This is a genomic window from Rhodococcus sp. WAY2 (genome assembly GCF_009859915.1).
Lineage (GTDB): Bacteria > Actinomycetota > Actinomycetes > Mycobacteriales > Mycobacteriaceae > Rhodococcus_F > Rhodococcus_F oxybenzonivorans.
This window is the reverse complement of the sequence record NZ_CP046572.1, coordinates 953,832-972,593: the sequence shown is the minus strand read 5'-3', so window position 1 is coordinate 972,593 and position 18,762 is coordinate 953,832. Positions and strand designations below refer to the sequence as shown.

At 64.8% G+C, this 18,762-nt stretch carries 19 protein-coding genes; 12 read left to right on the top strand and 7 right to left on the bottom strand.

Annotation, left to right across the window (positions count from 1 at the left end; genetic code table 11):
* Positions 1–6 precede the first annotated feature (6 nt).
* Positions 7–792, top strand: a complete 786-nt coding sequence (locus tag GFS60_RS04585) for a TetR/AcrR family transcriptional regulator (RefSeq protein ID WP_201453502.1) — start codon at positions 7–9, stop codon at positions 790–792.
* 173 nt (positions 793–965) lie between these two features.
* On the opposite strand, the gene GFS60_RS04580 is transcribed toward GFS60_RS04585, so the two are convergent.
* Both GFS60_RS04580 and GFS60_RS04575 read right to left on the bottom strand, forming a co-directional pair.
* A complete protein-coding gene (locus GFS60_RS04580; RefSeq protein ID WP_159926865.1) occupies positions 966–1,235 on the bottom strand; it encodes a hypothetical protein in 270 nt (89 codons plus the stop codon).
* Positions 1,236–1,332: 97 nt separating this feature from the next.
* Positions 1,333–2,838, bottom strand: coding sequence for a PAS domain S-box protein (locus GFS60_RS04575; protein WP_159919185.1), 1,506 nt, complete (start codon positions 2,836–2,838; stop codon positions 1,333–1,335).
* 198 nt (positions 2,839–3,036) lie between these two features.
* Between GFS60_RS04575 and GFS60_RS04570 the strand changes: the two genes are divergently transcribed.
* Genes GFS60_RS04570 through GFS60_RS04540 form a run of 7 tightly spaced genes read left to right on the top strand, consistent with a single transcriptional unit; the run spans position 3,037 to position 8,675 of the window.
* Positions 3,037–4,197: an acyl-CoA dehydrogenase family protein gene (locus tag GFS60_RS04570; protein WP_159919183.1), complete on the top strand. Its 1,161-nt coding sequence runs from the start codon at positions 3,037–3,039 to the stop codon at positions 4,195–4,197.
* Positions 4,198–4,225: 28 nt separating this feature from the next.
* Positions 4,226–4,603: a hypothetical protein gene (locus tag GFS60_RS04565; protein WP_005255968.1), complete on the top strand. Its 378-nt coding sequence runs from the start codon at positions 4,226–4,228 to the stop codon at positions 4,601–4,603.
* A 5-nt stretch (positions 4,604–4,608) separates the two neighbouring features.
* Positions 4,609–5,109: a nuclear transport factor 2 family protein gene (locus tag GFS60_RS04560; RefSeq protein WP_159919181.1), complete on the top strand. Its 501-nt coding sequence runs from the start codon at positions 4,609–4,611 to the stop codon at positions 5,107–5,109.
* A complete protein-coding gene (locus tag GFS60_RS04555; RefSeq protein WP_159919179.1) occupies positions 5,109–6,395 on the top strand; it encodes an aromatic ring-hydroxylating oxygenase subunit alpha in 1,287 nt (428 codons plus the stop codon). The genes GFS60_RS04560 and GFS60_RS04555 overlap by 1 nt, the downstream gene beginning before the upstream one ends.
* Entirely contained in the window at positions 6,385–6,888 is a 504-nt protein-coding gene (locus GFS60_RS04550) for an aromatic-ring-hydroxylating dioxygenase subunit beta (RefSeq protein ID WP_159919177.1), read from the top strand. The genes GFS60_RS04555 and GFS60_RS04550 overlap by 11 nt, the downstream gene beginning before the upstream one ends.
* A gap of 41 nt (positions 6,889–6,929) precedes the next feature.
* Positions 6,930–7,670: an SDR family NAD(P)-dependent oxidoreductase gene (locus GFS60_RS04545; RefSeq protein WP_159919175.1), complete on the top strand. Its 741-nt coding sequence runs from the start codon at positions 6,930–6,932 to the stop codon at positions 7,668–7,670.
* A gap of 45 nt (positions 7,671–7,715) precedes the next feature.
* The gene (locus GFS60_RS04540) at positions 7,716–8,675 is read left to right on the top strand and encodes a PDR/VanB family oxidoreductase (RefSeq protein ID WP_159919173.1); all 960 of its coding nucleotides are present in this window, start codon (positions 7,716–7,718) and stop codon (positions 8,673–8,675) included.
* A 16-nt stretch (positions 8,676–8,691) separates the two neighbouring features.
* Here the strand turns inward: GFS60_RS04540 and GFS60_RS04535 are convergent, their stop codons facing one another.
* Positions 8,692–9,312 (bottom strand): response regulator transcription factor, encoded by a 621-nt coding sequence (locus GFS60_RS04535; RefSeq protein WP_007301658.1) that lies wholly within the window; start codon positions 9,310–9,312, stop codon positions 8,692–8,694.
* Between the two features lie 224 nt (positions 9,313–9,536).
* On the opposite strand from GFS60_RS04535, the gene hpaC reads away from it, so the two are divergent.
* From hpaC to GFS60_RS04515, 4 genes are read left to right on the top strand one after another with little or no spacing between them, the layout of a single operon-like run.
* Complete coding sequence (gene hpaC / locus GFS60_RS04530; RefSeq protein WP_159919171.1) at positions 9,537–10,130, top strand: 4-hydroxyphenylacetate 3-monooxygenase, reductase component; 594 nt, start codon at positions 9,537–9,539, stop codon at positions 10,128–10,130.
* Between the two features lie 2 nt (positions 10,131–10,132).
* Complete coding sequence (locus GFS60_RS04525) at positions 10,133–10,426, top strand: DUF485 domain-containing protein (RefSeq protein ID WP_159919169.1); 294 nt, start codon at positions 10,133–10,135, stop codon at positions 10,424–10,426.
* A 6-nt stretch (positions 10,427–10,432) separates the two neighbouring features.
* Positions 10,433–11,983 (top strand): solute symporter family protein, encoded by a 1,551-nt coding sequence (locus GFS60_RS04520; protein WP_159919167.1) that lies wholly within the window; start codon positions 10,433–10,435, stop codon positions 11,981–11,983.
* On the top strand, positions 11,980–13,257 hold the full coding sequence (locus GFS60_RS04515) for an amidase (protein WP_159919165.1): 1,278 nt from the start codon (positions 11,980–11,982) through the stop codon (positions 13,255–13,257). The genes GFS60_RS04520 and GFS60_RS04515 overlap by 4 nt, the downstream gene beginning before the upstream one ends.
* 103 nt (positions 13,258–13,360) lie before the next feature.
* On the opposite strand, the gene katG is transcribed toward GFS60_RS04515, so the two are convergent.
* The 4 genes from katG to GFS60_RS04495 form a co-directional block, all read right to left on the bottom strand.
* Positions 13,361–15,595, bottom strand: a complete 2,235-nt coding sequence (gene katG / locus GFS60_RS04510) for a catalase/peroxidase HPI (protein WP_159926863.1) — start codon at positions 15,593–15,595, stop codon at positions 13,361–13,363.
* A 71-nt stretch (positions 15,596–15,666) separates the two neighbouring features.
* Positions 15,667–16,095 (bottom strand): Fur family transcriptional regulator, encoded by a 429-nt coding sequence (locus tag GFS60_RS04505; RefSeq protein ID WP_159919163.1) that lies wholly within the window; start codon positions 16,093–16,095, stop codon positions 15,667–15,669.
* Between the two features lie 307 nt (positions 16,096–16,402).
* Positions 16,403–16,648: a hypothetical protein gene (locus GFS60_RS04500; RefSeq protein WP_159919161.1), complete on the bottom strand. Its 246-nt coding sequence runs from the start codon at positions 16,646–16,648 to the stop codon at positions 16,403–16,405.
* A gap of 331 nt (positions 16,649–16,979) precedes the next feature.
* Positions 16,980–18,728: a sigma-54-dependent Fis family transcriptional regulator gene (locus GFS60_RS04495; protein ID WP_159919159.1), complete on the bottom strand. Its 1,749-nt coding sequence runs from the start codon at positions 18,726–18,728 to the stop codon at positions 16,980–16,982.
* Positions 18,729–18,762: the final 34 nt, after the last annotated feature.

The window sequence follows — 18,762 nt, the reverse complement described above, 5'->3', positions numbered from 1 at the left end:
TCGGGCATGACACGCGAGGAAGCTGCACCCGGGCGCCGACCCCGTGGGCGGGGTAAGTCGACCACCGCAGATCAGGCCACGGTCGAGAGCGCAGCGAGCCGCAGCAACCCTCGTCGTGAGCTCGTGGAGAAGCAAATGATGGAGCAGGCTACTCGGCTGTTCGCCGAGAAAGGCTTCGCCAGCACCACGCTCCAGGACATCGCTGATGCGACCGGCCTCACCCGGCCCGCTCTCTACCACTACGTGGCCAACAAGGACGAGCTCCTTTCGCGCCTGGTCAGTGAGAGCACCGAGACGCCCGCCGCTCTCTTGCACGAGATCAACGAGCGTCCCGAAGTCGGTCCGACCGAGAAGCTCCGGCAAATGGCCACCGCCATCGCCCTGCACCAGGCGGAAGGTCCGGACAGATTCCGGCTGATCATCCGATCCGAAGCCGAACTTCCGGAGGAGATCGCATCCACGTACCAGCAAAGCCGCCGGCACGTGCTCAAAGAGTTTATTCGAGTCATCGAAGACGGAATCCGACTCGGCGAGATGCGTCCCGTCGATCCCCGAACTGCCGCACTCGGTGTGATCGGCATGATCAACTGGATCGCGTGGTGGCACCAACCCGGGAATGCCGAGAACGACCGGGCTATCGCCGGCCAACTCGCCGACATGGCAGTACGTTCCCTGGTTCAGGAGAACCCACATCCCGTCACACCCGAAGGTCCCGCCCGCGCCATTGCGTTACTCCGCCAAGATCTCGACTATCTGGAGCGTCTCATCGACGAATCAGCGAAGTCGGACTGACCGATGAGGCTGCCCGTCCCAATCACTGCCCTTTCGGTGGATGGTTGACCACGCGGGGCGCTGTGACGGCCTTCAGACCCTCGACCCCGTGCTCGAGTCCGTAACCGGAACCTTTTACTCCACCGAACGGGACGGCCCAGGCCCACGTCGAGCCCGCCTCCCGATCCTCCGGTTCACTGAGCCCATGCCGCCTCGGCGATCCAGTACTCGCTGCCGTCGGCGCTGATTCCGTGTTGCCAGTCGGTGGTCCGTCGCAGGCTCGGTTCGACGCGCGCCGTGGCCGCGTCGGCGCCGTCCGGTCCGTCCTCCCGGGTCTGCCAGTGGACCCAGTTCACTTCGTTGCCGTCCTCGTCGTGCACGAAGAGGTCGACGTGGTGCCAGCCGTAGCGGTGGGTGTCGGCGTAACAGGTCAGGAATGTCCGGTGATGATGCGAATAGTCCACGAGGTACCTCCGGGCCGCGGTGGTGTTTTCCACCACGCTAGAACCGGATCGCGCCCAACGGAATCCAAGAAACCTTTACCCGCGTGGGGTCGGCCGCTCAGTGGTTCGGATCGGCGGGCAATGTGAACGTGAAGACGGCCCCGTGCGGATCGTTCTCGCGCGCGGTGAGTGTCCCACCCTGGCGGGTGATGATGCGGTGGCTCAGTGCGAGCCCGATTCCGTGACCCGTGGATTTCGAGGTGAACACGCCGTCGAAGATTCGGCCGTCCGGGATGTGCGAGAGCCCCTTGCCGTGGTCCTCGACGCTCACGACGCCCTCCGTCTCGGTGACGTCGGTGCGTACCGTCACGATGCGATCGGCCGCCGGCCATTCTGCCATCTCGTCGATGGCGTTGAAACACAGATTCAGGATGACCTGCCCGGTGAGCACACGTTCGCACACGACGGCAACGGCGTCGGGGGCACGGACGTACTCGACCCGAACTTCCTTCTGCCGCGCCCGGATGTTGATGAAATACGCGCATTCGTCGACGATGTCGTTGAGATCGACGATCTGCTGTGACTCCTCGAGTTGAGTCACGTACTCACGAAGACTCCGGACGATCTGATTGGCCCGGTCGATCTGTTTGCGCGCCTCCCCCAGGCCCCAGCTCACCTCGTCGTGACTGCTCTGGCCGTCGTCGAGGCGGCTCTGCGTTCCGGCGATGAAATTGGTGGCGGCCGCCAGCGGCTGGGCCAGCTCGTGAGCGATGGCCATGGCCATATCGCCCATCGCGTTGTACCGGGCCAGGTAATTGAGATACTGCGAGTCCCGTTCGTGCTCCTGCTCGGTGCGGACGTGTTCGGTGACGTCGTGGAAGAGCAGGAGGTGGCCGCTCAGATCGTTCTCGATACCGATGTTCTGGCAGCTCCCCGCATGCCACCGGCGCTCTCCGGCTGTCAGTTCCACCTCGTAGCGCAGGCTCTGGGAGCCTCCGTCGGCGGTTGTCAGTTCCAGGGCGCGCCGCACGCTCTCCCGTGACTGCCCCGCCCGGCAGAACTCCGTGAAACGTTCGCCGACAAGCGATGCCACCGGAACCTTCAGGAGCTGCGACGCCGCCTCACTTGCGTACGTGATACGGCTGTCGTCGTCCAGGACGAGGATTCCCTCGGCCATGTTCCGCAGGAAGGCGGCCAGGCGGGCCTCGGTGCGGGTGAGGTCGGCCTCGGTGCGGGTCAGATCGCGACGCATCGACGTCTCCTGCTCGATGTCGCGGAACTGCACCATCACCACGGTCCGGGCGCTCAACTCGACCCGGACCGCTATCGCCTCCGTGAGGACTTCCCTCCCGCTCTTCGCGCGATACGCCCATTCGATGACCGCCGCCCCGTTGTCGACCGCGTCCTGCAGCCACCGCCGTCCCACCGACCGGCGGTAACGCTTCGCCCGGGAACTCATATCGGGCGCCTTGAGCGGTTTGAGTTCCTCGACCGTGAATCCCAGCAGTTCCGATGCAGCCCTGTTCGCCCAGAGGATGTCCTTGGTGGCCGCATCATGGACCAGGACGCAGTAGCGGAGGGACTCGACGAGTTGTTCGTAGTCGGACGGCGCGAGATCGGACAATGCGGCCTCCTTCGGCTCACGTCGAGTCTACTGAGCGGGCAGACAGCGGACACGATAGGGAAATCCTTTACTCCGAGGCGACATCTCTGCACGTCGGCGGGAGGAAGCACCGATTGAGTGATGCCCACCACCGCAATAGCGTGAATTCGACACGAAACACGCCACACCCCTTCTACTTCGCGTCGATCGGAGTATTTGATGACCAACGCACCGACCCTCGACACGACGGACGCCGCCGCGAACGGGACGCTGTCGTTCGAGGACGTCCTCGAGCACGTCGCACTGCGGCGGGAAGAGTTCGCTCGCCAGAAGTTCGTGCCTCGCGACATGATCGACGAGTTCAAGCAGATCGGCATCTACCGCGCGGCGACCCCCCGCCGATTCGGCGGTGACGCACTGCCCCCGAGCGAGTTTCTGCGGATGATCGAACGTATCTCCGCGGTGGATGCGTCGGCGGGCTGGGTTGCGAGCTTCGGCTCCGCGCTCGTCTACCTGGCGGCACTGCCGCTCACGACTCAGGCGGAGCTGTACAAGGACAGCCCGGACCTGGTCTTCGCCGGCGGATTATTCCCGGTCCAACCCGCGCAGCAGGTGCCGGGTGGTCTGAAGATCACCGGGCAGTGGAAGTTCGCCAGCGGATGCAAGGGCGCCGACATTCTCGGTGTCGGAATTCGCGGCGGCGACTCCACAGCCGGAAAACCCCGCACCGCACTGCTGTGGCCGAAGGACGTCGAGATCGTCGAGAACTGGGACGTGGTAGGCCTGTCGGGTACCGGAAGCCACGAACTGAAGGTCGACGGCGTCGTCGTCCCCGAGGATTGGACGTTCATCCGGGGCGGAACCCCGACCGTCGACGAACCCCTCTACCGCTATCCCTCCATCGCGTACGCCGCCCAGGTCCTGGCCGTCGTCAATCTCGGAGTGGGCCGCGCCGCGCTCGACTACGCGATCAAAGTCGGTGCGGGACGCACGGGAATCACCGGAGCGCCGAAGCTCGCCGATCGGGCCTACTATCGCATCGACCTGGCCAAGGCGGAGGCGACCCTGAGGTCCGCTCGTGCCTTCTTCTACGAGGTCACCGACGAGGCGTACGCCACCGTAGTCGCCGGCGATCCGGTCCCGGACAAGCTTGCGGCACTTCTCCGTCTGTCCTCGACGCACGTGGCGAAGGCGGGCGCTTCCGCCGTGCACACCGCCTTCCAGTTGTCGGGCACCGGCGCGATCTACGACGGCAACGCGATGCAGCGGTACATGCGCGAGGCCCTGGTCCCGCCGCAGCACGCCTTCCTCGGCGACGGCATCTACGACAGCGCCGGTGCGGTGCTCATGGACATCCCGCCGTTCCCCGGCTTCATCTGACCACCCCGTTTGAATCGAGGAGATCATCGTGAGTGACACCAAGACCGCACCGCTGCGAGTCCTGTTCTGCATCGGCATCAATCAGAACTTCTTCGACCTCCCCACCGGCCAGGGCGGGCTGGTGTGGAAGGCGTTCTCCGGGATGATGGACGCGGTGGCCGAGACACCGGGTGTCCGGGTGATCGGCGACATCGACGACGACAGCCATCTGGTCGGACCGTCGGACGGCTGGCCCTGGACCTGCTACATCCTCGCCGACGTCGACACCCAGGAGACCGTCAAGGCCGTCTGCAACCTCTTCCGCACCACCCCGGTCGGCGAGTACACGTTGTGGCGATACGCGAAGATCGAGGCCCGCATCGGCCGTGCGCTCACCGTCCGCGAAGACGTCGACCTCGGCGTGTGAGCGGAATGCACTCTGCGACCGCGGCCGAGCGCATCGAAAGTCGTGAGGCCGTGCACCGCGTGATGTGCCGCTACCTGGAACTGTGCGATGTTCCCTCCGTGGAGTTTTCGATCGAAGAACTCGCCTCGCTGTTCACGCCCGACGCGGTGTGGGAAGGCATCGGCACCGAGTACGCGCACAAGTTCGGCACGCGTCGGGGCCGGCCGGAGATCGTCGGAATGCTCACCGCGTATCTTCCACCGAACTCCCATTTCCGCGGAAATGTACACCTGCTCGGGAGTGAGCAGATCGAGGTGGACGGCCCTGCGGCGCGGGGGCGGTGGATCATGCAGCAACTGTCGCGATACGAGGACGAATCGGCCGAACTGCTCGTCGCACGCATCACCGCCGAGTGTGAAGTGCAGGGCGGTATCGCCCGGATCACGCACTTCACGACCGAGAAGCTGTTCGTCACTCGCCTCGACGAGGCGACACGACTGCTCGAATCGAATGGAAAAAGAAACTGATGACCACTTCCCTGGATCCCACCACCACCGACACCAACTTCGCGGACCTCGCCACGGGCGACCGCGTGGACGGATCGCTGTACACCGACCCCGACATGTTCGAGGCGGAGCTCGAAAGGATCTTCTACCGCACCTGGGTATGGGTTGCCCACGAGAGCGAGATCCCCGAGGCCGGAAGCTACAAGATGGCGACCATCGGCCGGCAGCCGGTGATCGTCAACCGCGACCGCAAGGGGAACTTCAATGTCCTGCTGAACCGGTGTCGCCACCGCGGGGCCAGCGTCTGTGAGGTCCCCAAGGGCAAAGCGAACGGATTTACCTGCCCCTATCACAGCTGGTCGTACGCCCTCGACGGTCGTCTGCGCGGAATTCCATACCCCGACGGATACGACGAGAACCTCGACAAGAAGGACCTCCCCCTCCAGAGCCTGCGGGTGGAGTCCTACGCCGGGATGATCTTCGCCAGCTTCAACCCCGACGTCGAACCTCTCGACGACTTCCTCGGCGACGCCAAGGTGTGGATGGACCTGTTCATGAAGCAGGGCGCCGGATACCCCATCAAGACGCAGGGCGAACATTGCTTCCGCTTCCGCGGAAACTGGAAGATCCAGTTGGAGAACACCACCGACGGATACCACTTCCCGATCGTGCACCGGTCCTGGATGTCCTCCGTCGACGCCGAGACCGCCGACATGCTTTCCTTCATGACCGACGACAACGCCGTGACCCACGCACTCGGAAACGGCCACAGTGTCGCGATCATGGTCCCGGAGCACGTCGACCTGGACCACGACGACGGCACCGAGAAGATTCAGTCCCGTTTCGACCACATCGTCGAGGAACTGTCGAAGACGATGCCCGCCGACAAGGTCCGCCGCATCGTCCGCTCGATGCACGGTGCCGGATTCAACCTCAACATCTTCCCCAACGTCGCGATGTCGATGTCGTTCTTCCGGGTCCTGCGCCCGATCTCGGTCGACGAGACCGAGATCCGGCACATCGCCCTCGGCATGGACGGCGGCCCGGAGATCGTCAACCGCGAACGCCTCCGCATCCACGAACATTTCCAGGGCCCGTTCGGGTTCGGCAGTCCCGACGATTCCGAGGCCTGGGATCGGGTACAACGCGGATCCCGCGGCGCACCCGGAATGCCGATCATGGTGAACCGCGGCCTCAATCGGGAAGCGCTCGACAGCAACGGACACCGCACCTCGCACGTCACCGACGAAACCGGAATGCGCGAGGCCTACGCAATGTGGAAGAGGATGATGACCGATGAGCACTGATCTGATGACCACCCAGTTCGCCGACACCCGCGTACTACAGGCGATCGAACTCATCTGGCACGAAGCGGCCCTCCTCGACGCCAAGGACTACCAGGCATGGGACGCCCTCTGGACCGACGAAGGCCGGTACGTCATTCCCATCGACCCGGACACCGACGACTTCGACGGATCGCTGAACATGGTCAACGACGACACTCGCATGCGCCGCATGCGTATCGAACGTCTGACCTCCGGTTACTCGATGTCCGCGCTCGCCGCCGCGCGGACGGTCCGCACCGTCTCGCGGTTCACGGTCGAGGAAAGGACAGAGGACTCGGTCACCGTGAGGTCCGCGCAGATACTCGTGGGTTTCAAGCGCGACGATCAGCAGACCCTCGCCGCCGACGTCACGCACCGCATCCGGTACACCGAGAGCGGACCGCGGTTGGATCTCAAGGTCATCCGGCTGGTGAACTCGCAGGCAGCGGTCAACGCCTCCGGCTACCTGCTCTGACCAGCATTTTCCGAACCTCATCGATCGAACAGGAGCTCGACGTGGATTCTGTCGCAGTAGTCACCGGCGGCGGACGCGGCCTCGGTGCCGCGATCGCACACCAATTGCACGACCGCGGATACCGCGTCGCGGTCGCGGACATCGACAGCGATGCCGCGAAAGAGACTGCGGCGGAGCTGGATCCGGGCGGTGACACGGCCATCGGCGTGGAGTTGGACGTCCGGAAACGGGAGAGTTTCGAAGCCGTCCGTGACCGGGTGATCCAGGAGTGGGGCGGCATCGACGTCCTCGTCAACAACGCCGGCCGGTCGCAGACAGGCTCGCTGATGGACATTGCGCCGGAAGAATTCTCCGACATCGTCGAGATCAACTTGAACGGGGCCTTTCTCGGCTGCCAGGTGTTCGGCAGCTACTTCGCCGAGAAGCGATACGGCAGAATCATCAACATCACGTCGCTGGCGGGACAGAACGGTGGCACGGCGACTGGCGCGCACTACGCCGCGGCCAAGGGCGGCGTCGGCACACTGACCAAGGTCTTCGCCCGCGAACTCGCCCCATCGGGTGTCACGGTGAACGCGGTCTCCCCGGGGCCGCTGGATCTGCCGGTGGTGCGTGAGACGGTGCCCGCGGACAAGCTGGCCGCCATCCTCACCACGATTCCAGTGGGCACCCTGGGCTCGCCCGACTTCATTGCCGAGACCGTTGCTCTGCTCGCGTCGCCGACGGCCGCGTCGGTGACGGGAGCCTGCTGGGACGTCAACGGCGGCCTGTACATGCGCTGACCCCGCCCGCGGGCGACGGGTCGCAGCACCGGAGGAAGAATCACCATGAGCATGTTCACTGTCACTGTTGCGGACATTGTCGACGAAACGCCGGACATCAAATCGTTCCGGCTTGTTCGGACGGACGGTTCACCGTTCGACCCGTACCCTGCCGGCGCCCACATCGACATCCTCGGCCCCACCGAGGTCCTCACCCAGTACTCGCTGTGCAGCCCGCCGCACGAGTCCGAATCCTACGTGGTCGCCGTCAAACGCGAGACCGGTCCCCGCGGCGCCTCGGCCGCACTGCACGATCACGTGACGATCGGCAGTGAGTTGCAGATCAGCCGGCCGCGCACACTGCTCACGCTCGCCGAGTGCGCCGATCGGCACATCCTCGTCGCGGCGGGGATCGGGCTGACCCCGATGTTGAGTCTGGCGTTCGCGTTGCACCGGCGGGGACAACAGTTCGACCTTCACTACTTCGCGCGGACGAGGGCTCAGGCCGCGTTCGTCGACCTGCTGGAGAGTGCGGATTTCCGCCGGGACGTGCACCTGCATTTCGGCCTGACGAGGGACGACCAGCTCTCCGCCCTCGAGAAGATCCTGGCGGATGCGTCCGCCGCAACGCACGTCTACACCTGTGGCCCCGAAGGTTTCATGGATCGGGTGCGCGGGTTGGCGGAACCCGCTGTCGGTGAGGACGCGGTCCACTTCGAACACTTCGAGGCGGTGACGCCCACAGCGACCGAATCGGACACGGCGTTCGAGTTGGAACTCGACACGGGCGAGGTGTTCGAAGTGCCTGCCGGGAAGTCCATCGCCGACGTACTCGAAGAGAACGACATCGAGATCGACACGTCCTGCAGGGAAGGCATCTGCGGCACGTGCGTCCTGGACGTGCTGGAAGGCGAGCCCGACCACCGCGACAATTGCCTCACCAAGAGTGAGAGAAAGGCGGGAGACAGAATTGCCGCGTGTGTGTCGCGCGCGAAATCCGGGCGGCTCGTTGTCGAACTCCCCTGAAAAGTGCCGAAATATTTCAGGTCACGGCAATTCCGGCCTGCAGAATATCGCGTACGAGAACTGCGATGCTTTCTGCTCCGGTCTTTTCCTTGATACGGGTGCGATGCACGTCGACCGTCTTCACGCTGATTCCCAATTCTTTCGCAATGTTCTTGCTGGGCAATCCGTCGAGGACGAGTGCGAGGATTTCTTTTTCGCGCACCGTCAGCGTGTCTATCCGGCCCTGCAGTTCCGTTCTGTTGCGTCGCTCGCCGAATCGTTGACGCGCGACTCGGAGCGCGTCCTGAATGACGTCGAGCATGTGCTGCGGATCGTAGGGCTTCTCGATGAACGTCAGCGCACCCCGCTGGAGGGCCCGCACCGACATCTTGATGTCACCGTGTGCCGACACGAAGATGATCGGAATCGGGGATTCGTCGGCGAGGAGTGCCTCCTGGAGCTGGAATCCCCCGACTTCCGGCATCCGGACGTCCAGGACGAGGCAGGCCGGGATGTCGCGGCGGTACTCGTCCAGGAACGACTGCACCGAGAAGTAGTACTCCGACGTGATGTTGACCGAATCGAGTAACCACGCAAGCGATGCGCACAACTCTTGATCGTCGTCGACGATGTAAACCCGTGTTTCTTGCTGATCCATCGAATCCTGCCTCGTACAGATGGCTTGCTTCCTCGTCCAGTGAACACCGACCGTAACGGAAGCGGTAGGCAACTGAAGGAATCCCCTACCCGGGTAGGCGACTTACTGCAAGAAAGTAGCGTCGCCGCCAATGTTCCACTGCATGACGCGCGTCATATCCTTCTTTCAGGAACGCCGGCGCAACGTGGTGACACGACTTTCTTGTTCCAACTCATGGAGACGAAATGCCCGAACTCACAACCATGCAATCGATCTTCCGCACCGCCATGGCGAATCTGCCGGCCGCGGTCAACATCGTGACGACCGACGGCCCTGCCGGGCGATGCGGAATGACGGTGACCGCCGTCTGCTCGGTAACCGACTCCCCGCCCACCGCACTCGTATGCGTAAATCAGAACAGCGCCATGCACAACGTATTCCAGAACAACGGCAGAGTCGGTATCAACGTGCTCTCCGGCGACGACGAAGAACTGGCCATGCATTTCGCGGGCGCAACACAAGTCGCGATGGCCGACCGGTTCCAGTGGGACATCTGGGAAGACGACACCGACGACGGTGTCCCGATCCTGCGCGCCGCCCACGTGGTGCTCGCCGGCCGGATCGCGGACAGCAAGACCGTGGGATCGCATTCGGTGATGTTCATCGAACTGGACCGCGTGCAGACGCGCGAACACGGCGACAGCCTCGTCTACTTCCAACGCAAATTCCACCGTTTGTCGGTTCCGGTCGAGTCCCCCGACTGGCTGTTCTACGACGAATGGTCCGATCCGATCACCGTGACACCCGCCCTCGTTCCCGCCGCAGCCGGAGGAAAATAGCCATGGTCACCTCGTCACCGCCCGAACAAGTCCCACACAAATCCGATTTGCAGGCGCTCGCCGACACGCGTGCCGCCCTGACGTTTCGTCTCAGCGCCTTGGTCCTCGCACTGTTCCTGCCCCTGCCGATCCTCGGCGGGTTCACCTCGCTGCTGGACGGCGTCGTCTTCAGCGGCGTCACCGTGGCGTGGCTCTATGCGGTCGCGCAATTCGTCGTCGCCATCGTCGTGGCCCGGTACTACATGGCACGGGCAGCCGAACTCGACTCCCGGACCGCCTCGCCGGCGAAAGGATAACGCGCCATGAACCTCGTCTCCGCTGCACTTTTCGCGGCCCTCGTCGTTGTCACCCTGATGATCACCGCGTGGGCTTCCAAGAGGAACAAGTCCGCCGCCGATCACTACGTCGCAGGCGGCAGCCTGACCGGCAGGCAGAACGGTGTCGCCATCGCCGGCGACTTCATCTCTGCCGCCTCGTTTCTCGGAGTCACCGGCGCGATCGCGCTGACCGGTTTCAACGGGTTCTACCTCGCGGTCTTCGTGCCCGTCGCGTTCGTCCTCGCGATGCTGCTGATCGCGGAACCCCTGCGCAACCTCGGCCGCTTCACGTTGGCGGATGTTCTCGCCACCCGGTTCCCCGGTAAGGACGTGCGGTCGATGATGGCGATCAGTACGGTGGTGATCAGCGTGGTCTATCTCGTGTCGCAGCTGGTCGGTGCCGCGCTTCTGGTGTCGTTGCTGTTCGACCTCGACTACGCCGTGGCCGTGTTGATCATCGGAACACTCACCACGGCGTACACGTTGGTGGGTGGCATGCTCGCCACCAGCTGGATCCAGATCATCAAGACCGGTCTCCTCATGGTCTGCGCCGTCGTGCTGTTCGTTCTCGTGCTGGTGCGGTTCGATTTCAATCCCTTCGGCCCGTTCAGCACCGCGCTCGCCGAGTTCGGGCAATCGTTCGTCGCGCCGCAGCGTACGTCCGGTGCCGCGTCGTTCGACCAGTTGTCGCAGACCGTCGGGCTCGTCCTCGGCGTGCTCGGCCTGCCGCACGTGATGATCCGCTTCCTCACCGTTCCGGATGCGAAGCAGGCGAGAACGTCCGCCTACACGGCGATCTGGATCTTCTTCGCCTTCTACCTGCTGGTTCCCGTGCTAGGCTACGGCGCCGCCAAGCTGGTCGGTGTCGAGGTGATCAAGTCCGAGAATCGGGGCGGCAACCTTGCGGTCGCGCAGCTCGCCGAGACGGTCGGCGGCGGCGTCCTGCTGGCGTTCGTCGCGGCCGTGGCGTTCGTGACCATTCTGGCCGCACTGTCCGGCCTGGTGATCGCCACCTCCGGTGCGATCGCACACGACCTGTACGGGCAGGTGATCAGGAACGGATCGGTGTCGGCGAAGGCCCAGCATCGCGCGGCCCGGGTCGCGACGGTGGCAACCTGCGTCATCGGTGTCGCCATCGCCTTCGCGGCGCAGAAGCAGAACGTCGCGTTCCTCGCCTCACTGGGGATGTCGATCGCAGCATGTGCGAACCTGCCGGCACTGCTGCTGACCATGTACTGGAAGCGCATGACGGCGCGTGCCGTCATCTCCGGCATCGTGGTCGGGCTCGTCCTGTCGGTGACCGTCATCCTGCTCAGCCCGGTCGTGCAGGGACCGGACTCCATCCTCGGATTCTCGAACCCGGCACTCGCCGTGGCACCCCTCTCGCTGGCGGTGTCCATCATCGTCGCGCTGTTGTCGGCGCCGTCCGGGGAGACGAAAGCACGAGCCGATCGCCTCTTCTCGGTGATGCGCACCCGAGCGCTCACCGGGCAGACCGAGACGACGAGCGACGACACGATGGTGGCGATGCGATGAAGACGGAACTACGGTCACCGAGCCCACTCCGGGAGCTGGCTGAGCAGCTGGCGACGGGCGCGACAACGCCCATCGATGTGGCGGAGGCGGCACTCGCACGAATCGCGGACCTCGAGCCGGAAATCCACGCCTGGGCCCACCTCGATGCCGATGCGGTGCGGTCCGCGGCCGCCCGAATCCAGGACGGCGGCCCGGACGGCGCGCTCTGGGGCCTGCCCGTCGGCGTCAAGGATCTCATCGACGTCGCGGGTATGCCGACGCGCTGCGGCAGTGAGCTGCGGGGCGCGGACTCCGCGACGACGGACGCCGACTGTGTGGCGCGTGCGCGTGCCCTCGGCGCACTCCCGTTCGGTAAGACGGTGACCACCGAGTTCGGGTACTTCCAGCCCGGCCCGACCCGCAATCCCCGCGCCCTGGGTCACACCCCCGGCGGGTCGTCGAGCGGCTCGGCGGCAGCGGTGGCCGCGGGCATGGTGCCGCTCGCATTTGGTACACAGACGGCCGGGTCGCTGACGAGGCCGGCGTCGTTCTGCGGAGTCGCAGGTTTCGTCACCGCTCACGGCGAAATCCCGACCGCGGGCATCACCGGGCTGAGTCCCAGTCTCGACACGGTGGGGCTGCTGGCACGAACCGTGCCCGATCTCCACTTCGCGTGGACAGCACTGCGCGACGGCACGCGAGCGCCCGCTCTCGAGCCTTCCGCTCCGCACCGGCTGCGGCTATGGAGTGGGTTCGAGCTCGGCGAGGTGTCCCGAGAGATGACGGCGGCGCTCAGGACGACCGCTGATTCCGCCGCGTCGACGGGGATCCATTGCCGTGAGTTGGACTCCGCTGCAATGGTTGTGGCACTGGCGGAACACCACCACACGGTGATGGCGTACGAAGCAGCCCGCGAACGCGCCGCCGAGGCCGCGCAGACCGACAAGATCAGCACACCCCTCGCCGAACTGTTCACCGCGGGGGCCGCAACCGCAGAAGCCGATTACCGTGCCGCCCTCGCCGGAATCCGCGAGGCCCGACAGCTGCTGCTCTCGGCCTTGGACGAGGACGAGGCAATCCTCGGGCCCGCGGCTCTCGGCGCCGCGCCGCACGGCCACGACGCGACAGGGACGCCCATCATGAGCCGACCGTGGCAGGCGATGGGTCTGCCGGTGGTCACCATCCCCGGGAAGCGTGACAGCGCGGGTCTTCCCCTCGGATTGCAGTTGATCGGGCGTCCCGGTGCCGAGCAACGACTCTTCGAGACCGCCGCCTGGCTCGAATCTGTGCTCTGACCGAGAAGCGTCAGTCAACGAAGTTCGACGGTGGCACAACCGCGTGCCTGGTGTGCCACCCCGGAGCGGTGAGCTCGCGGGGTGGCACACCCGGGTGCACGGGTCAGCGGAGGTCGGCCCGATCGAGGTTCATCACCTTGTCCCATGCGGAGACGAAGTCGTGCACAAACTTCGCCTCGGCGTCGTCGGCGGCGTAGACCTCGGCCAGCGCGCGAAGCTCCGAGTTCGACCCGAACAGCAGGTCGACACGGCTGCCGGTCCACTTCACCTCGCCGGTGGTGAGGTCGCGGCCCTCGTAGATACCTGAGTTCGCAGATGTGGGCGCCCACACCGTTTCCAGATCGAGCAGGTTCACGAAGAAGTCGTTGCTCAACGACCCGGGGTGTGCGGTGAACACGCCTAGCGACGACTGGTTGTGGTTCGCGCCCAGCACCCGCAGGCCACCGATCAGCACCGTCAACTCGGGAGCGCTGAGGTTCAGCAGATTCGCCTTGTCGATCAGCAAATACTCGGCGGGCAGCCGGTGTGCCGTCCCGAGGTAGTTGCGGAACCCGTCCGCGCTCGGCTCGAGCGCCGAGAAGGATTCCACGTCGGTCTGTTCCTGTGTGGCGTCGGCTCGTCCCGGAGTGAAGGGCACCTCGATGTCGTGTCCGGCGTTCTTGGCGGCCTGCTCGACAGCCACAGTTCCGCCCAATACGACCAGATCGGCGAACGACACCCGGGTGTTCCCGGTCTGGGCGGAGTTGAACGACTCCGCGATGCCCTCGAGAGTGCGTACCACGTGCGCGAGCTCGTCGGGGTTGTTGACTTCCCAGCTCGCCTGCGGCTCGAGACGGATACGGCCGCCGTTGGCGCCGCCGCGCATGTCGCTTCCGCGGAACGACGACGCCGCCGCCCACGCAGTCGAAATCAACTGTGGAACAGTCAAGCCCGACGACAGGATCTGCCCCTCGAGGGTGGCGATGTCATCGGCGCCGATGAGGTCGTGGGTCACGGCGGGGATGGGGTCCTGCCATAGCAGCGTCTCCTGCGGGACCAGCGGTCCGAGGTAGCGGGCGACCGGGCCCATGTCGCGGTGGGTCAGCTTGTACCAGGCCTTGGCGAACTCGTCCGCGAGCTCCTCGGGGTGGTCGAGCCAGCGACGGGTGATCTTCTCGTAGGCAGGGTCGATCCGCAGGGAGAGATCGGTGGTCAGCATGGTGGGGGCGTGCCGCACCGAGGAGTCGAAGGCGTCGGGAACGGTGCCGGTACCGGCGCCGTTTTTCGCGATCCACTGGTTGGCGCCGGCGGGGCTGGTGCTTAGCTCCCATTCGTAGCCGTACAGGGTTTCCAGGAAACTGTTGTCCCACGTGGTCGGGGTGGGTGTCCAGGTCACCTCGAGGCCACTGGTGATGGCGTCCTTGCCCTTACCTGTGCCGAAGGAACTTTTCCAGCCCAGGCCCTGCTCTCCGAGCGGTGCGGCCTCGGGCTCCGGGCCGACGTGGTCGGCGGGGCCGGCCCCGTGGGTCTTGCCGAAGGTGTGGCCACCGACGATCAGGGCGGCCGTTTCTACATCGTTCATCGCCATCCGGGCAAACGTCTCCCGGATGTCCGTGGCCGCGGCGAGCGGGTCCGGGTTGCCGTTCGGGCCTTCGGGGTTGACGTAGATAAGACCCATCTGGACTGCCCCGAGGGGCTTTTCGAGGTCCCGCTCACCGGTGTAGCGGTCGTCGCCGAGCCAGGTGAGCTCAGGGCCCCAATACACGTCCTCTTCCGGTTCCCACCGGTCCACCCGGCCTCCGCCGAATCCGAAGGTTGCGAAGCCCATCGACTCCAGTGCAACGTTGCCGGCGAAGACCATGAGGTCGGCCCACGACATCGTCTTGCCGTACTTCTTCTTCACCGGCCACAGGAGCCGGCGCGCCTTGTCGAGGTTCGCGTTGTCGGGCCAGCTGTTCAGGGGCGCGAACCGCTGCATCCCGGCGCCGGCGCCGCCGCGACCGTCGGTGATGCGGTAGGTGCCCGCCGCGTGCCATGCCATGCGGACGAAGAGGGGGCCGTAGTGCCCGAAGTCGGCGGGCCACAACTCGTGTGAGGAGGTCATGACCTCCTCGATGTCACGCTTCAGAGCGACGAGGTCGACGGTCGCAAATTCCTTGGCGTAGTCGAAGTCCTCGTCCATGGGATTGCGCACGGCGGGGTTCTTCTGCAGGATTTTCAGGTTGAGCTGGTTCGGCCACCAGTCACGGTTTCCCCCGCCTTCAGTGGGGTGCTTCTGACGACCGTGGGCAACGGGGCAGCCGCCGCTCTGCGCGGGCTCCGTTTGGGCCTCGGCGATCGGAGGGTGTCCTTCTGCGATGGTCTGGGTGTCAGTCACTTCTTTCCTTCCAAAAAGGGAGTAATCCGGGCTGTGTTGGGTGGATCGGGTTGTCAACGGTGTGATGGGGAACAGTCGGGGCACGTGCCCCAGAAGATGACCTCCGCCTCGTCGACACGAAACCCGTTGTCGTGCGGAGCGCTCAGGCACGGCGTGTCACCGACGGCGCAGTCGACGTCAGCGATGGCTCCACAGGATCGGCAGACCACGTGGTGGTGATTGTCACCGACCCGAGACTCGTAGCGGGCCAGGGAGCCTGACGGTTGGATCCGCCGCACCAACCCTGCCGCGGTCATTGCGTGAAGCACGTCGTACACCGCTTGCTGAGACACTCGGGGTAGAACACCGCGCACCGCCGCGAGGATCCCCTCAGTGTCGGCGTGGGGGTTCGCCTGCACCGCCTCCAATACCGCAAGCCGCGGCTGGGTCACACGCAGATCGGCGAGCCGCAACTGTCGTGCGAAATCCGTTGTCGAAGACACGGGCAGACTATGCCCCGGCTTTCTGTAACTGATCAAGATAATGAGTCATATTGAGACGCTGCGGAACCCGGTAGCGCATTGCACAGCCGGGTTCACGCCGGCTTGCGTGCTCGCTGTTTCGAGGTGGCGAGACTGGGCCGGCGACGCGACGCAGCGGTAGATCCACCGACGGTGTAGCGGGCACGTGACGCGGTCGTCGGGAGGCAAGCGCAGATCATCCTCGGCAGCGTCCTCACTCGCGAGCCGCTCGTCGAATGCATCTCGTAGGTAACGCAATCCAGATGACGATCGATTTTCGGGAGGGTCGTCATGACGTCACCTCCACCAGATCGAACTGCGCATGCAGTTGTGCCCAGGTGGTCTTGCGGCGGCCGTCGGAGCTGCGGTAGGTAGCGTCGCCGTCCGGCAGCCAGGTCCGCATCAGGTCATCACGCACGGGAGGGCGGTCGGTGGGGGCGGCCGTCGTGCACAGTGGGGCCACCAGCCAGACCCGACCACTACCGGAGTGCTCTCGCCCAGTCGTTGTGTGCAGAGTATGCGGGTTTGTCGTCATCAGAATCGCCTTCTCGGTTGCCGCGCAAGACTTCGGGTTTCGTACCGAGTGCACTATCTCGGTATCCCCCATAATCCGGCGGAACTGATGTGATGGCAGTCTCATTTCCGGACACGGAAAGGATGGTCACTCGGCGAACTGGAGACGACCGCAGAGGACCATCGGTACCCAATCGGCCGCGATTCGCGTGGCTTCCCGGTCCGTACCGGGTTCGGGCACTGAGCAATCCGAACCCGAGGCAGGAAGCCACGACGCGGGGGTGTTCGCGATCAGCGATAGCCGAGTAGCTCCGCGTGACCGCGGGGCGGCCAGTCCATGCTTGGGAGACGACTTACAAGCCGATTCCGAACTCCTTGATTTTCCGGTAGATCGTCGCGCGTGAGATGCCGAGCGCGGTTGCTGCCGCCTTCTTGTTCCCGTGGTTTTCTTCGAGGCTGCGGACGATGGCGTCTCGCTCCAGGGCCTCGATCTGCGTGAGCGTGTGTCGGCTCAGTGCCCGGCACACCGGTGGCAACTGATCGACTCCGGCGATGCCGGAGCGTTGCCGCTGCACCACCTCCTGGAGGACCTGCCGGAGCTCGCTCACGTTTCGGGGCCAGCTGTATTTGCACAGTTGACGCATTGCCGCAGGGTCGAGCGATAGCTCTGCCCCGTGGCCCAGCTGACGGAGTAAGAGCGGCACCAGGTCGTGGAGATCCTCGATGCGGTGGCGCAGCGCGGGCACGGACACGGTATGGCTGAAATAGGGCAGGATCAGCGTGTCCAGATCGGTGTTGTGCGCTGCAGCGCCGATGGTTACACCGATCCAGCCGGCGTGCTCACGTCCGGAAATGAGGTCGGCGACAGACCTCTGATGCTCCTCGTCGAGCAGATCGATGTCGCGAAGGATGATACTGAAGCGGTCCTGTTCGAGTTCTTGCCGAAGCGCCTGCATGGCACCACTGTCCCCCGACAGCTCCCGCCCACAGAAAATCCGCGTTCGAACCGGAATATGGGCCATAGCAGCCGCTTTGAGCGCTGCAGTGCGACCGCTTCCCGGCTCTCCGGAAACCGTGACCCACTGTTGGTCGCGAGCGCAGCGGGCGATCTGCTGGCAACTACGGCGCCAGGAAGCGCTGCTGCCGGTGATACCGGGCAGGAAATCATGTTTCTCTGCTGCCGGGACCGCGGAGTTGGGGGTGTCGAGGAGGTGTACGTAGAACAAAGCCATCTGCCGTCGCGATCCGAATCCGAAATCCTCGGTGGACGACAGACGCGCCGACAGTCCGCTGGGTAGGGCGACGATATGTCGATGCGTGGCAGGCATTCCTGTCAGGTCGACAGCGTGCTCGAGCAACGCAGCTTGGTCCTGGGCATCCAGTGCCAGGCGCAGGCGACGGTTGAGCAGCACCAGATCGTCACCCAGAGCGAGAACCCCTGCTTGCGGTGCCCGCCGACCGGCCTTCAGATAGGCATTCAGGAGCGCTGTCTGCTCGGCACTGGCCTGTGCAAGGAGCCGGCCTTCGATCTGGGCGGTTGCGGATTTGGCCAGGGTGGCCAGCAGTGGTCCCCCGTCCTCCACCCAGCCGGTCAGGTCGAGCGCGCCGACGAGAGCTCCGGAAATCGGGTGGGTGATCGGGACACCGGCACAGGCCAGTTGCCCGAGACATTCGACGTAGTGTTCGGCGCCGGTGACCAGGGTTGGTTGCCGGGTCTCCAGAGCAGTGCCGATACCGTTGGTACCTGCGAATTCTTCCGAGTAGCTGAAACCTGGGGCCAGGCTGACAGCGTCGAGCGTGCGATTGAGCCGCTGGCTGGCGGCGATCCTGGTCAGGATCACTCCGTCGGCGGATGTCAGAATCACACTGACCGGCTCGTCCACCAGCCCGTCCGCGAGCTGCCTCAGGACCGGTCCGGCTGCCGTGACGAGGGGACAGTCCAGGTTCGGCTCCCGGACATACGGGAGATCGAGCTGATCAGGTACCACTTTCAGTGACTTCGACCGCTGCCAGGAGGAGTAGATGTCCTGCCGAATGGAGCTGTCGAGATGATGCTCGGAGAGAAAACGCTCACGTGCTACCCGTAGGTTTTTAGCGGTCATGATTCCTACACGCCCCGTTCTTCCGCCAGTCACA